Origin of the sequence: Burkholderia sp. WSM2230, assembly GCF_000472445.1 — a bacterium.
Taxonomy (GTDB): Bacteria; Pseudomonadota; Gammaproteobacteria; order Burkholderiales; family Burkholderiaceae; genus Paraburkholderia.
Map to the genome: position 1 here is coordinate 256,587 of NZ_AXAJ01000001.1, position 14,775 is coordinate 271,361.

Here is a 14,775-nt window from a genome sequence, read left to right on the forward strand (position 1 = left end):
AACTTGTCCTATTGAGCCGCGCGCCAGCTTGTCAAACCATCAGAGGTTCGAATTTGGCGACAGATGGGCCGGAAGCGCTTCTGGCTTACCGGCCAGAAAGTTCGGAATCCTGATAACGAACCAGGCAGGTAACTATGGCGGAATCTGATCGTCTTGAGACGAATCTGACGGGTCGACAGTCGGCGCATATCAAACTGAACCGGCGTTACCCGAACGACAGGGCACCACGAGGAGAGGAACAACGGCCGCTGCCCGAGGTGTCGGTAATCGAATGGGAAGTACGGGAGGAGGTGTGCAAGCCGTACAGGATCACGGCACTGGTCTTCACATCGGAGCCGGTGTCGCGCAGGGATATCCTCGGGCAGTGGGCGGACTTCACGTTCCACACCGAAGAAGCGGCACCGGTTCGCGAATTCCGGGGGTTCGTTTCGCGCGTCGGATCAGTCTCGCGTTCGCGTGACGGCTGCAGCTATCGTGTAGAAATCCGCCAGCGCCTGGGGATGCTTGACGGACCGGGCAACTGCGCGACGTACCAGAACCGCACATCCGCGGACATCATCCAGGAGGTCATCGAACGCAACGGCATACGTCCGTGGATACAGGTCGAGCAGCGCCTGCGGCGCAAGCACCCGAGGCACCCGTTCCGTTTCCAGTACAACATGGGCGACCTGGCCGATTGCCGGCTTGAAATGGAGCAGGCGGGCCTGTTCTGGTTCATGGAAGAGGGCAAGCACGGCGAGGTTCTGGTGATTGCCGATGACATCGACGGCTATACGCGTCCGGCCATCGAATTGCCGAATCTCCCTCCTTCGGGGCTGCTGAACACGTTCAGCGAGACGATCCTCTCGCTGAAGGTCAGAACGCGCACCGTGCCCGAGTCGTTCATCGTGGCGGACTACAACCCGGAGAATGCCGCGACGGTCCTTCGCGAAGAGGGGCGGGCACGCAACGAGTTCAGCATCGAGCAGGAAACCGGGACGATGATGGGCACGCCCATGGTCTGGGGCACCCAACACGCGGATGCGGCAGGCGCGAAGCGTGAGGCGGTGCTGCGGCACGAAGCGGCGCGGGCGCATCAGGTCACCTGCAAGGGGAAGTCCACGATGCCGTCGATCCGGCCAGGGTGCATCGTGAAGCCGGACATGCTTGACGCAATGGACGACAACGCCGCAATCGACACCAAGGAAGGACTGTTCGTCTGGAAGACGGTGCATCGCGGCGCACGCAACCAGAACTACTGCAACAGCTTCCGCGCGATCCCTGCTGGGCGGCCTTACCGGTTGCCGATAGACGAGTCGAAATGGCCGCGTATTCACACGCTGGGATTCACGGTCACGTCACCGGACAGATACAGGTATCCGTATCTGGATGCAGAGGGGCGAATTATCGTGCGCTTTCACTGTGACTTCGGCAACTGGCCGAAGGGTGGGGAGAGTGTCCCGTTACGCATGGCCAAACCCTTCGCCAGCAAGGACCGTTCGGGACTGAACATGCCGCCCGTGGATGGCGATCACGGTGTAGCGGGCTTCTATGAAGGCAACCCCAACAAGCCGTTCGCGCTGGCATTCCTGCCAAACAGCGTGAACCCGGACCTTATCAACAGTTCGCGCAGACGCATATCGCGCAACGAGATACGCACGCGCTCGGGCAACAACCTCTGGTTCGATGACTGGCAGGGGCAGGAAGGCATCGAACTCAGTACCGAGCACTCGGGCCGCTCGCAGCTCAACCTGGGCTTCATACCGGATGGTGATCTGAAGCCGAGAGGTGCGGGGGCGGAACTGCGCACGTCAGGCCATCTGGTTGACCGGGGCGGCGCGGGCGTGATGGTGACCGCGTACAACGGGCCAGGCGGAAGCGGCAAGGTGCTCGCCATGGACGAGACGGACGCGCAACTGACGGATCACCAGGTGTTCGTCAAGTCACTTGCCGGTTCTGCGGAGGCGTCGAAAGCATCGCCCGCCGATCTTGACGCACAGCAGGCGATCCATGACGGCCTGAAGGAGCTGAAGAAGCCAGGCGTGCTGGTGACCGGTCCCGGTCCGGTCGGTATCGCCTCGGGAGGCGGCGTACATGTGGCCGCAGACGGCCCTATCATCGGCAGCGCAAAGAAAGGCGTGCATTTCAGTACGCTCAGGCGCTTTACCGTCGCAGCAGGCGACCTGCTGTCGATGTTCTCGCAGAAGGGCATGCGCCTCATCACGGCAGCGGGGGACTTCGTTGCGCAGGCCCAGCGTGGCCGTATGCAGTTCGCGTCGCAGGGCGACATGACGATGCAGACGGTGGATGGCGTGTTGCACGTGAAGTCATCGAAGGAAATTGTGCTGAATGTGGGCGGCTCCTACCTGCGTATGACGCCGGGGGCTATCGAATTCGGCTCGCGGGGTGGTGCCGTGTTCAGGACAAGTGGCCTCAAAAAGACCGGACCCGCGCAGATGGACCTGGGCGGCGCGGCATTCGCACCACAGTTCGTGCCGTACACGACACAGTGCGAAGTGTGGCGTACCAACCCGGATTTCGTCCCGCCGCCTGCACCGCCAGCGCCTGCACCGGACGCCTCGCAGTGGGAGTCGCTGGCGAATACAGGGGCGGTTGCTCCTGCGCCCGACGCGGGTACTGGTGATTTTCCGCCGTTCGACGGCAAGCCATCGAATGTCGATACAGCGATTCCTAAAGTCAAGGTCAAACTGGACAACCCCGACGACCAGAAGCAGACCTACATTTCGCCCGACCCCATCAAGCTGGTGAGCGCTGCTCCGTGTGGCTGGAAAATCCCGGACCTGAAGGCCGAGGTAAAACAGCATATTGAAGCTACATCGTATTTGGGCATGCTGAAAACTCGTAAGCCGTGGAAGAGCGCGGACGGTGCTATATGGTTTAGGGGCGGTGGTTCCAGGGACTCGAAGTTTGAATTCGCATACAGCACGCAGGATAAGACGATAACCTGCACGGTTCGGGCCATGCTGGTTCCGATGGATCTGTTTCCTGTGGATCTGAATGGCGCGCGCGATACATCGATGCGTGCCGACAAAACGACGGTCCCCTATGAGTATTCCGCCCACTCTCAGATGACGCCCGGTTCCATAGTCGATGGAGTAAAAATGGATTACCGCGATGCGGTGGGCTCACAATTCGATGTCAAGAAGCTAATCAGCCGTATCGAGGCGGTGCTGAACCAGGGCGGCTACAAACTGGTCCTGGACGGATGTGCGAAAGGTGCAGCGTGCGGATGCCGGGTAAATGTCAAATTCAGGGTCGATCTTCGTGTGTCGATCAGGGGTACGCCCATTCCCGGCTTTAGCCCCCACGTATCACTCAAACTGTTTCCCCAGGTACTTCGGGCGGACACGGGGTCGTGGGGGGAACAGTATAAATACAAAATTGACAAAAAAATTTACGACTATCCGGACGCAAACGTGGAAGCGCACGAATGCGGACACTATTTCAACTTTCCCGATGAATACTACGACCAGGGTGGCTGGCTTCACGAATCGTATATCAAGAATGAGCAGATTGATTTCTCGCTGGTTGATGCAAAGGCAGGAACGCTTTTCTGGCAAGGATATGCAGCGAACACCGCGCGCGATTCCAACGGATTGCCATATGGCGGCAATGTGATGGGCGAAGGTGCTAATGCGCCGCTGCAGCCCGGTCGCAATACAGCGGGCATCAAGCCATATTACCTGGAATACGTGCGACGACAGTTTTCGGTGGCGACGAACAAGTTATGGAGGGTCGGCTATGACGCGTAGTCCTTGGGTCAAATTTTTGGGTCGAGCGGCCCTGCTGTGCTTTACGTTTGGTGTCAACGTTCACGCTGTGACCGTGAACCCGGAGAACAGGACGATGCAATTCAGTTACACGACAAATGGAGCTGCCGATGGCAGCATCAACACATACGGGAACAATGAAGTCTCGGTTTCCGGTGATGTGCTGCGGGTTCAGATTGGTGACTCAGACGGAAGCAGGAATATCAGCGGTGTTGGTATCTTTGAATTGAAGCTAGATGGAGAGAATCTGGAAGCAGCCCGGCAGATGGCAGAACTGCTGTGTTCCCCAAAAGACCCTTCAAGCGATGTAACGCTGCCTGATCTCTACGGCGCGAAGTGCGGCGGAGAGATGCGTAGCAGTTATATAAGGGACTTCAGCCGCCCAGTTGTAGCCAAGATATTCGACCTGATGAACAAGTTGAAACACGCGGGCGTCCAGGACGGCCGGAAACTTGTGAAGCTCGATGTTTCGTTGACGTCAATTCATCGCGCCGAGGATGGCTTTATCGTCTCCGTCAAATTCACGAACGATGGTGAGTATCCGATCAAGTTTAGGACGCCAGATAAATGGGATACGACAATGGGCAAGGACAGCTTGGGTGTGAGTGATACGCAGAGCGGCATGGACGCAAAGTTCGGCCTTGGTCTTGCTGGACAGACGCTAGTCGATCCTGCGCAGTTTCCTGATGGCGAGGTCAATCTTGCACCGCATAGCGCCGTCGTTTTGAAGATCAAGACAAACAAAATCGATAAATTTGCTGCTGGCACCTACGATTTGTATGCGGGTGCTTTCATGAGCATGGAAGTGACCGGAATCCAGAACAGTCTGCTCTATGTCGATTTCCACTCGGACTACAAAAATCCAACTCGCGTAACGTTTGACCGTGACTACCCCTCGACCCCGCAGGAGCGCGAGCAGTGGGAGGCGACGCATCGCCGTGACATGTCCTGGTGGCCGGTCAACCCCGGCGAGACTTTTGCCGAGGACGGCCTGTACCGCGCCGTGCGCACTGGCTACAGCACGTACCGTAGCCTGCAGCTCGTGCCGTTCAAGGCCGGGGCCGTTGCAACGACCGAACCCGTGCAAATGCTGATGGAGCGGGGCAACGGCATCAGCCTCAACGGCGCGGTGCAGTGGCTGTGGGAGGCCAGCGCGCCCACACCTGTGAAGCAGTATTCCTTCGACCTCATCGAGGAGACGCGGCAGTTCTGCGAGCCGGGATCGGTATGCCCGCGCAGTGGCCGCTGGCTCCCGCGCATCCGGCAGGGATGGCAGAACGACTACCGGTACGACTTCGCGGGCGTCGTCACGGTGCAGCGCGGACAGACGATGCCGACCCCGAAACACGCAGGCGGCACGGCCGACTGGGAATGGGTGGGAACCTGACATGCGAGAACGCGCCTGCATATTCCAGCATGACCGGACCACGGCGAACGGCGTCGTGCTTGACGGACTGGACGATATCGGCCTCGATGACCGGAAAATGAGTTACCTCGGCGCACAGGTTCAGTGTCCCGCCTGCAATTCCATTGGCGTGATCGAGCCGGATGGTGTGCGGCTGGCCGGTGACGATCTCGGCGGCAGGCAACACACACTGGGGGACGATCTGTGCCGCTGCAGGTGCAGCCCGCCACCACGGCTGCGCGCGTCGCAGCGTGAATGGACAGTCGAAGTGTAACCGGAGGTTAAATGGCTTTTGACTGGGAGCCGCGATTTCCTGCGGAATACAAGGCGGAGGAACTGCCGTCGGTCTGGTTCTTTCTCGCGCTGTACCTGATCGTTGAAAGTGCCGCACTCTGGATCGTCCTGTCCAGTGGGCCGAAGGCTGGCCCGATACCGTGGGACAGGATCATCCGCGGTGCTTTGGCCGTGCCGTTTTTCTTATGGCTCGCACTCAGCGGTTTCGTGTGCGTGTTTCTTTATGATGCGCCTAATCGCATCGCGGCACGCGATAACACCGCGCGCTGGTGTCTGATAACGGACTGGCAAAGGCGAAGCCGTGCGGGCCTGGGGGTGCTGGACAGCGTGATTCTGACACCCGAACCCGACCTTGCCGAGCGCATGCTGAAGCTGGAAGGTCAGCCGCCCGACAATCCCGGGCGGGTCATGTGTCTTGCCAGCGTCGAGGGGAGCGATGCCGTCCAGCGCGAACGTATGCTGATTGAAACCATGCTGGCACCGCTGGCGCCACAACTGGCGCTGGTGGCGAAAGACCATTCATTTGAGGTCGTGATCCAGTGCGACCGGACCGAAGCATCGCTTGACTTCCAGGCGGTCTGGGAACACGCCCGGTTACCGGGCACGCCGCGCGTCAGATGGATCGGCAACGACCAGGACCCCGGATTTGCGGAAGACTGGTTCAAGGACGACGGCCGCCCGACTTACTACCGGTATGGGATCGCCATAAGACTGGAGCACCGTCTCCTGCTGGCGTGGCATCTGAATGACGGAAACGTGGACGATAAGCCCGGCGTTTCGGAGGCAGCCGTCGCGCTGCTGTTCGGCCTGCCCGCACTGATGGAGACAAGGCCGCAGCCGAAGGTTCAGGCCTGGCTGCTACGGCAGATCGTTGCGGGAGCCGACGGGGCCGGGAAGGCGCTCACACTGCTGCTGGATTCGGAGCAGGTGCAGCGTACACGTATCCGTCACTTCTGGTTCAGCCGTCTGAAGGGCCTGGCGCAGCACGCCACCCTGGGGGCGGTGAGGGAGTCGGGCCTGAAGGTGAAAGAGCATGCGCTTGAGACGGCTATCGGTCCACAGGCTCCGGTGGCGCGATGGGTGCTGCAGGCGCTGGCCGCAAGGATGGCCCATTTCGGCCAGGGCGCACAGCTCGTCGCGTTGCCGCATGAGCGGGGTGTCGTATTGAATGTGGTGGCGAAAGAACCGGATCGCGTCGGGGTGCCATGGAAGAAGGAATACGAGTACAACCCCATCCTGGGGCCTGAGTTCATCTTTTGTGGGGCGGTCTGGATGGCCGACATCCTGGCTTTCTGGACCGGAAGTTGGGGTCCGGACGACACCTTTGTCACATGTGCGATGGCGGCTTTCGCGGTAGCGTATTTCCTTCTGCGTCACCGGGAGAGGACTGTTTCTGTCACGGTTTCTGTCGCCAGGGCAGTAGCGGATTTCATGATGGAGATCGTTGAAGAGTTTCGGCGGGGCATCTTCATTCGTTGAAAACAGGAGGATACATGCCAAAACATATGCTCTATTCCGCGCCGTTCGAATCACGCCTCGAGACGCGTGAAAGGTGGCGCAGGGTTCACATGAGGCCCCGCGTCACGAAGTGGCTGCTTATGTGCATTGCGCTTGCAGCCGCTGTGACGGCCTTCGCCCTGTGGGACTGGCGGGAGCAGAACCCGGGCTGGTCGTTGCCGGCTACCGAGGCAGCGCTCTGCTGGCTCTATCTTGCGGTAGGGACCGTGCGTTGAGACTGTGCCGCTGGCGGCGCTATGTCTCAATGGTCATGTACATGGAGGCGATTGAGGACGGCCTGTGAAGGGACAGGCCGATCAGCCCGGAGCGGTGCAACCGGTGGTACAGGGAACACGGTTCGCCCTGGCGACTACAGGCCGTGCCGGAATCCAGGCGGGTGCACCAGGGTCCGCAAGAGCGGCCGATGTCGTGAAGCTGGAGCCGAACTGTTGCTACACAGGCCCCATCAACCTCGCATTACGCCACCCCGCACGCTCAACAAGATGCACCGCGCCTATTCCTCCGCGTCGTGCTCTGCCACGAAGCGCCTCAAATAAGCCAGCACCGCAGCCTCGACCGCGCGATGGTCGGCGGTGCTCTTGGAGCCCGCGTTCTCCTCGTCGCCGAACAGTGACGAAGGCGCGTCGTGCACGTCGATTTCCTGCCCTTCGCGGAAGATGCGAATCTCGTGGACATCTTCCGCGTATTCGGCGATCCAATGAACGCCTTCGATATGCGCACCTGCGCGCACGTTGGGGATTTTCATGGGCGTCTCCGGTTCGGACCGGTCCAGTGCGCCGGTCCTTGACTACACCATACGCCGTCCACGTGAACGGCGCGAGTCCCGGCAAGCCGTCTCACGACCCCGGCACAGCCATTGCTGCACAGCTTGGGCCACAGTCAATGGGAGAACTGTCATGCCCGAGAAGAAAACCCTCAAGCGCGCCGAAGCCGACAAACGCGCCGGCAAGTCGGCGAGCACGCAAGCCGGAGAGTTCGTCAAGGAACAGGTGGACAAGGTGCGCGCCGGCAAGCACGGCGTCCGCTCGCCGAAGCAGGCCATTGCCATTGGATTGTCGGAGGCGCGTCGCGCGGGCGTCGATCTGAAGGCGCCAAAGAAAGGCACCACGAGCGAGGCCACGCGCAAGAAAGCGGAGAAGGACAGCGCCGCCGGACAGAAGAAGAGCGCCACGAAAAAGACAGCCAGCAAGGAGTCGACGGCGAAGCGCTCACGCACCAGCACCAATGTGCTGAAGCGTGAAAGCACGGCCGGCGCCTCGCATTCGGCCATGTCGAAGCAGGCGAAGTCGGCGGCGGCCAAACGCCCGGCCGCGAGCCGCTCGGCGGCGGCAAAGAAGGCCGCTGCGACCAAGGGCGCGGCTGGACGTTCAGCCGCGGCCAAAAAGGCGGCGCAGACGCGGGCCGCGCGCGCGCATCATCATTGATGCCGGTGGCGGCGCGTGAGCCTTGAGACGCGCGCCGCTTCGAGCCGTTCGCCTTACTGCACGGTGGCGAGCACGTCGCCGACCGTCTTGAAGATGTGCGCGATCTGCTCTTCGTTGATGATGAGCGGCGGCGAAAACGCCAGAATGTCGCCGGTAAAGCGCACCAGCACGCCCGCCTCGAAGCATTTGACGAACGCTTCGTAGGCGCGCGCGCCCGGCGCGCCGTCGCGCGATTCGAGCTCGATGCCCGCGATCATCCCGAGGTTGCGGATGTCCTTGACGTGCTTCGCGCCGCGCAGCGAATGAGCGGCGGCTTCGAACGTCGGCGCCAGCGAAACAGCGCGCTCGAACAGGCCCTCGCTGCGGTACAGGTCGAGCGTGGCGATGGCGGCGGCAACCGCGGCCGGGTGCGCCGAGTACGTGTAGCCGTGGAAGAGTTCGATTGCGCCTTGCGCGCCGGCGTTGACGATCGTGTCGTGCACCGTGCGGCTCGCCGCGACTGCGCCCAGCGGAATCGACGCGTTGTTGATCGCCTTGGCCATCGTGATGAGGTCGGGCGTTACGCCGAAATATTCGCTGGCCGTGGCCTTGCCGACGCGGCCAAAGCCCGTGATCACTTCGTCGAAAATGAGCAGGATGCCGTGCTTCGTGCAGATTTCGCGCAGCTTCTGCAGGTAGCCTTGCGGCGGAATCAGCACGCCAGTGGAGCCCGCGACCGGTTCCACGATCACCGCGGCAATCGTCGATGCATCGTGCAGCGCGACGATGCGCTCCAGTTCGTCCGCGAGATGGGCGCCCCAGGCCGGCTGACCCTTGGTGAACGCGTTCTGTTCGAGGTTGTGCGTATGCGGCAGATGGTCGACCGCCGGCAGCAATGCGCCGGAAAAGGTCTTGCGGTTCGGCGCGATGCCGCCGACCGAGATGCCGCCGAAGCCCACGCCATGATAACCGCGTTCCCGGCCGATCAGGCGCGTGCGCTGCGCTTCTCCGCGCGAGCGGTGATAGGCGAGCGCGATTTTCAGCGCGGTGTCGACGGATTCCGAACCCGAGTTCGTGAAGAAAATGCGGTCGAGGCCTTCAGGCATCAGTTCCGCGACCTTGGTGGCGGCTTCGAACGCGAGCGGGTGGCCCATCTGGAAGGTCGGCGCAAAGTCGAGCTTGGAAAGCTGCTGCGTGATGGCGGCGACGATCTCGTCGCGGCCGTGGCCAGCGTTCACACACCACAGGCCCGCGCAGCCGTCGAGCACTTCGCGGCCGTCGGTGCTGCGGTAATACATGCCTTTCGCCGATTCGAGCAGGCGCGGCGCGGCCTTGAACTGGCGGTTGGCGGTGAAGGGCATCCAGAAAGACGACAGATCGTCGATGACGGGGCGCGAAGTCATGGTTTCTCCTCGAAGCGGTTTCCCAAGCGGGACTTGCTTTGGGCGTTCCCCCAGAGGGATTCCACCGGGGCATAGCCAAAACTGTAGCGTTCGCGGTTTAATGGCGGCATAAACAGTTGACGCGGTGTCGCGCTAACTGTGTTGGTGGATTCGCGGTAACTGTGCCGACGTCATTCACTTCCAGCCGTCCGCCGCGGCCGGCTTCTTTGTCCGACTCTGACCATGATCGAATTGAACCTCGAGCGCGACCGGCGCGCCGCCCCGACGCTGGTCGAGCAGGTCGTGCAAGGTTTTGCGCAAGCCATCGAGGCGCACTCGCTGCGCGCGGGCGCGCTACTGCCTTCGGTGCGGCAACTGGCGCAGACCCACGAACTGAGCACCTTCACGGTCACTGAGGCGTACAACCGTCTTGTCTCGATGGGGCTCGTGGTCGCGCGGCGCGGCTCGGGTTATCGCGTCGCGGCGCGCTCGCCTGCACCGCGAGCCGCCGTCACCGACTGGCAGCCGCCGAGCCTCACCGCGACGTGGCTGCTGTCCGACGTGTTCGCCGACCATTCGGTGCCGATCAAGGCAGGCGGCGGCTGGCTGCCGAACGAGTGGGTCAACGAGACCGGCCTGCAGCACGCGCTGCGCGCGATGAGCCGCGTGCCCGCGGCGCGGCTCGGCGATTATGGCCACCCGTACGGTTTTGCGCCGTTGCGCGAGCGTATCGCCGAGCAGCTCGACCGGCATGGCTTGCCTGTCGACGTGTCCAACGTGCTGCTCACGCAGGGTGCTACGCAAGGGCTCGATCTGATCGTACGCACCTTGCTGCGCGCGGGCGACGCGGTGATCGTCGAAGATCCGGGCTATTGCAATCTGCTGCAGATTCTCAAGCTTGCGGGGCTCATCGTGCATGGCGTGCCGCGCACGCCCGCCGGCGTGGATACTGACGTGCTCGAAGCGCTCGTCGCCGAGCACAAGCCGAAGGCTATTTTCGTCAACACGACGCTGCAGAATCCGACCGGCGCGACCTTCGGCATGTCGGCGGCCTTCCGTTTACTGCAGATCGCCGAACGCCAGCGCATGTGGGTGATCGAGGACGACGTGAGCCGCGAACTCGCGCCGTCCGGCGCGCCGCTGTTTGCAGCGATGGAGGGCTTGCAGCGCGTGCTGTATGTTGGCGGCTTTTCGAAGACGGTCACGCCGGGGCTGCGCTGCGGCTACGTCGTGGCGGAGCGCGCGGTGCTGCGCGAGCTGGCGCGCACGAAGATGGCGGTGGGGCTGACGTCGTCGGAGGCGATTGAGCGGATCGTCGACAAGGTGCTGCTGGAGGGCCGTTACGTGCGTCACGTGGAAGCGGTCAACGAGCGGCTCAAGCTCGCGCATGCCACCGTCGAGGAGCGGCTCGACTCGCTCGGCCTCGAAGTGTTTCATCGTCCGCGAGCGGGGCTTTTTTTGTGGGCGCGCCTCGCCATTGAGGCCGAGCGTGCCGGCGACGTCGCGACGGCCGCGCTCAAGCACGGCATCTGGCTCGCGCCGGGCTCGTACTTCCGACCCGACGACGCGCCCAGCGCGTGGTTCCGCTTCAACGTCCCCTATTCGACCGACGACGCGTTGTGGCGCTTCATCGAGCGCGTGGAGCGCGGTGCGGTCTAGCCGCGCCCGTCTGGCGGCTCACGCGGCGGCTGCGTCGAACAGCTTGAGCGCGATCGGGTAAAGGGATGCGACGAGAAGCAACGCCATTGTGATGTTGAAGGTGCGCAGACGCCGCGCGTCGGACAACACGCGCCGCATCGCGGTGCCGAAACCGGCCCACAGGCAGATGCACGGAAAGCCGATCACATAGAACAGCACGGCCATGGCAACCGCGTTCATACTGTAGCTCTCGCTCAGGTGGATGGTCGTGGCGGCGGTCAGCACCATCATCCATGCCTTGGGGTTGACCCACTGGAAAGCGATGGCTTCGTAGAACCTCATGGGCCGGCGTTCGCCCTGCTTGACCTTCAGTTCGCCCGACGTGCCGATCTTCCACGCGAGGTAGAGCAGGTAAGCGACGCTTGCCACTTCGAGCACCGTGTACAGCACCGGGAAGTGGAGGAAGGCCTCGCCGAGACCGACGCCGACCGACAGCATCAACAGCACGACGCCTGCACTGATGCCCGAAATATGCGGCAACGTGCGGCGAAAACCGAAGTTGACGCCCGAGGCGAGCAACATCGTATTGTTCGGACCGGGGGTGATGCTGGTGACGAGCGCGAACAGAATGCCGGCGGGCAGCGCGCTGAGCGTGAGTGAGAACATGGCGGGCTCCAGAGGCGGGCAGGGACGTTTGAGCATTCTAGCGAGCGTTGCCGGTACAGTACCTGTACGGTTTGAGGGATGATGTCCGGTACAGGAAAACGGCCGAGCGGTGCGTCAGTCCTTGAGGCGCAAACTGTCAAACGACAGTAATAGTGAGATGGAGCAGAACGCTACACGTTCGTTGGCGGCGAGGTCTGGCGCGCGGTTTGACAGGCATGATCGCTCCATCCGGCGGGATCGCTGATATGGCAACAGTCGGCCATGAGCGGTCGCTTCGTCGCCGTGTCCGCATAGCAGCCGTTCGGCGGTACAGTGACGCTCCGCGCGCTGCGGCGAGGGTATGATCGCACTTTAAATCCGCTTGATTTCGGCATGCTCGCGCTCAAACTAACGCTTGTCCCGCTGTTCTTGTTTGTCGTTTCCATGTCGGGTAAATGGTGGGGGCCATCTATCGCTGGCTGGTTGGCGGGTCTACCTGTGGTCGCCGGTCCGATTCTATTCATTCTCGTGCTCACGCATGGCCCGAGCTTCGGCGCGCGCGCTGCCACGCTGTCCCTCTCCGCGATCCTCGCATCCGAAGCATTCAATTTCGCGTATGCATGGACGTGCCGCTCGCGTTCGTGGCCGGAAGCGTTAGCTGTCGGTCTCGTTACTTGGTTTATCTCGGCGTGTGGCTTATCAATGTTGCCGACTTCACCTATTTGGGCCGCAACCGCCGCCCTCGCTGCCGTGTGCTTCGGCCAGTCGTTCTTGCCGCGCAGCGCGGCGGTCGCACCTGGCGCGCCGCTTACGCGGGCCGATCTGATAGGCAGGATGGTTGCTGGCGCGGTCCTGACGTTATTGGTTACCTCGTTATCCGGTTGGGCGGGCCCTGCATGGAGCGGTTTGCTCGCGGTATTTCCACTGCTCGGGATTGTTTTATCGGTGTCTTCACACCGAGCACACGGGCCAGCCTTCGTGATTTCGCTGCTGCGGGGCATGGTGCTTGGCAGGTTCTCGTTTGCAGCCTTTTGTTTGCTGCTTACGTTCTCACTGTCTTACCAGCGTCCACTTGTGGCCTTCGCCGAGGCCTCGGTCGTGGCGATGATCGTGCAGTGGGGCACCAAGCGACTGGCAACGATGCAGCGCGCAAAAATTGCGGAGCGGAACGTCGCTGCTATGGATTGACGCTTCAACCGAATCTCGCTGGCTGGAAGCTGGCTGAGCGTCTGCTTTCATATGGATCGACCGTCCCTTCCGGGTCGATGGACTGATATGACTGTCATGCAACTCTCCATGTCGTCGTTCAGGGAATGTGGCTACAGCCTGATTTGACGACGTTCGGGATGGCGAGGGACATCGCCAGTCTGCTGACGCCCTGGATGCAGCCCGCGAGCTCTTGCGCAACGGCAACCACGCTCGTGTTTACGTTCTTGCCACGCGCTGCGAGCTTGCAATATCGCCGGCACCGTCGCAGCGGAGCATCCCATGGGCGGTCAATGATCGTTTCGGGACGGTTTCGGACGCCTACGGCCGTGGCGGCCTGCAATCACCGCGCGCGCAGCGCGTCGACGACGTTCATGCGCGACGCGCGCAACGCGGGCAGAAAGCCGCCGACCAACCCCATGGTCACCGAGAACGCCAATGTCTTCCCGACAATAGCGGGCGTCAGGATGAAGCGGAACGACAGGTCCGCGAAGGTCTGGAAGTTGGTTGTGGAGAACGACGCGAACTGCATGAACGCCGCGCAGCCAAGCCCCGCCAGTCCGCCGACAAGCCCCAGCAGCATCGCTTCGACGAGGAAGGCCGCGAGCACGTTCGCGCGCTTGAAGCCGAGCGCGCGCAACGTGCCGATCTCCGCCACGCGATTCGCCACGGACGCATACATCGTGATCATCGCGCCGATCATCGCGGCGATCGAAAAGATGGCCGACAGCGTGAAGCCGAGTATGTTGAGGAACGTCGACAGCGCCTTCGACTGGTCGCTGTAAAAGGTTCGCTCGCGTTTCGCTTCGTCGGCGAGGCGCGGGTCGACGTCGATATCGCTCCTGAAGCGCTCCAACTGATCGCCCTGTGCAAGCCGCACGACCATCGACGAATAACTCGTCCGGCGAAACGCCTGCATCAGCTGGTCGGCATCGCCCCAGATCTCCGAATCGAACCCGCTGCCGCCCGCGTCGAATGTGCCGACCACGGTCCACTCCCGCTGCGCAAAACGCAAATGCTCGCCAGGCTGCGTGCCCGCGAAGCCCTTTGCAATGCTGCTGCCGACCACAATCTCCGACGATCCCGGCGTGAAGAGGCGCCCCGATGCAAGCCGTACCTGGGGCCGCAAGCCGATACCCGCCTGCGACACACCGCGTATCACCACGTTCGACGGCTTGCCCGAGCCGATTTTCGCCAGCGAGATCAGCACGACCGACTCTTTTGACGCGAGCCTTCGTCCGTCGGCGCCGACCGCGACGGCAGGATGCATCTCGATCACGTTGGCCTGATTGCGGTCGATCGCGCTCTGCACTTCCGTCTCCGCGCCCTTGCGGATCACGACGACGTTGTCCTCTTCGCCCGTCGAGACCAGTGTTTTCTTGAGACCCGCGTCGAGCATCAGCACCGTCGAGAACACGAATACGACCAGCGCGAGTCCCCCCGCCGTAAGCGCCGTCGTCAGGCGACGGGTCCACAGGTTGCGGGCGATATATGAAAGCGGAATGGCCACGATG

At 62.1% G+C, this 14,775-nt stretch carries 11 protein-coding genes and 1 pseudogene; 7 read left to right on the plus strand and 5 right to left on the minus strand.

Annotated elements, in window-relative coordinates; translation table 11 throughout:
- The first annotated feature begins 134 nt into the window (after positions 1–134).
- From A3AC_RS29650 to A3AC_RS0101160, 4 genes are read left to right on the plus strand one after another with little or no spacing between them, the layout of a single operon-like run.
- On the plus strand, positions 135–3,752 hold the full coding sequence (locus A3AC_RS29650) for a type VI secretion system Vgr family protein (protein WP_025596637.1): 3,618 nt from the start codon (positions 135–137) through the stop codon (positions 3,750–3,752).
- A complete protein-coding gene (locus A3AC_RS0101155) occupies positions 3,742–5,157 on the plus strand; it encodes a hypothetical protein (protein ID WP_025596638.1) in 1,416 nt (471 codons plus the stop codon). The genes A3AC_RS29650 and A3AC_RS0101155 overlap by 11 nt, the downstream gene beginning before the upstream one ends.
- Position 5,158: 1 nt before the next feature.
- Complete coding sequence (locus A3AC_RS30300) at positions 5,159–5,449, plus strand: PAAR domain-containing protein (RefSeq protein WP_156924557.1); 291 nt, start codon at positions 5,159–5,161, stop codon at positions 5,447–5,449.
- A gap of 11 nt (positions 5,450–5,460) precedes the next feature.
- A complete protein-coding gene (locus A3AC_RS0101160) occupies positions 5,461–6,948 on the plus strand; it encodes a hypothetical protein (RefSeq protein WP_025596639.1) in 1,488 nt (495 codons plus the stop codon).
- A gap of 532 nt (positions 6,949–7,480) precedes the next feature.
- Here the strand turns inward: A3AC_RS0101160 and A3AC_RS0101170 are convergent.
- Positions 7,481–7,732 carry a hypothetical protein gene (locus A3AC_RS0101170; protein WP_025596641.1) on the minus strand — a complete coding sequence of 84 codons (252 nt, stop codon included), beginning with the start codon at positions 7,730–7,732 and terminating at the stop codon, positions 7,481–7,483.
- A 151-nt stretch (positions 7,733–7,883) separates the two neighbouring features.
- Here A3AC_RS0101170 and A3AC_RS0101175 point away from each other — a divergent pair, with 151 nt between their 5' ends.
- On the plus strand, positions 7,884–8,411 hold the full coding sequence (locus tag A3AC_RS0101175; RefSeq protein ID WP_025596642.1) for a DUF6496 domain-containing protein: 528 nt from the start codon (positions 7,884–7,886) through the stop codon (positions 8,409–8,411).
- A 53-nt stretch (positions 8,412–8,464) separates the two neighbouring features.
- On the opposite strand, the gene A3AC_RS0101180 is transcribed toward A3AC_RS0101175, so the two are convergent.
- Positions 8,465–9,793, minus strand: a complete 1,329-nt coding sequence (locus A3AC_RS0101180; protein WP_025596643.1) for an aspartate aminotransferase family protein — start codon at positions 9,791–9,793, stop codon at positions 8,465–8,467.
- A gap of 222 nt (positions 9,794–10,015) precedes the next feature.
- On the opposite strand from A3AC_RS0101180, the gene A3AC_RS0101185 reads away from it, so the two are divergent.
- The gene (locus tag A3AC_RS0101185) at positions 10,016–11,431 is read left to right on the plus strand and encodes an aminotransferase-like domain-containing protein (RefSeq protein ID WP_025596644.1); all 1,416 of its coding nucleotides are present in this window, start codon (positions 10,016–10,018) and stop codon (positions 11,429–11,431) included.
- 18 nt (positions 11,432–11,449) lie between these two features.
- Here the strand turns inward: A3AC_RS0101185 and A3AC_RS0101190 are convergent, their stop codons facing one another.
- Positions 11,450–12,076, minus strand: coding sequence for a LysE family translocator (locus A3AC_RS0101190; protein WP_025596645.1), 627 nt, complete (start codon positions 12,074–12,076; stop codon positions 11,450–11,452).
- A 372-nt stretch (positions 12,077–12,448) separates the two neighbouring features.
- Between A3AC_RS0101190 and A3AC_RS0101195 the strand changes: the two genes are divergently transcribed.
- Positions 12,449–13,243: a hypothetical protein gene (locus tag A3AC_RS0101195; RefSeq protein ID WP_025596646.1), complete on the plus strand. Its 795-nt coding sequence runs from the start codon at positions 12,449–12,451 to the stop codon at positions 13,241–13,243.
- A 118-nt stretch (positions 13,244–13,361) separates the two neighbouring features.
- Here the strand turns inward: A3AC_RS0101195 and A3AC_RS30835 are convergent.
- Together A3AC_RS30835 and A3AC_RS0101200 are read right to left on the minus strand one after the other, a co-directional pair.
- A pseudogene (locus tag A3AC_RS30835) lies at positions 13,362–13,574 on the minus strand (IS110 family transposase); the annotation flags it as partial.
- 30 nt (positions 13,575–13,604) lie between these two features.
- On the minus strand, positions 13,605–14,771 hold the full coding sequence (locus A3AC_RS0101200; RefSeq protein ID WP_025596647.1) for an ABC transporter permease: 1,167 nt from the start codon (positions 14,769–14,771) through the stop codon (positions 13,605–13,607).
- Positions 14,772–14,775 lie beyond the last annotated feature (4 nt).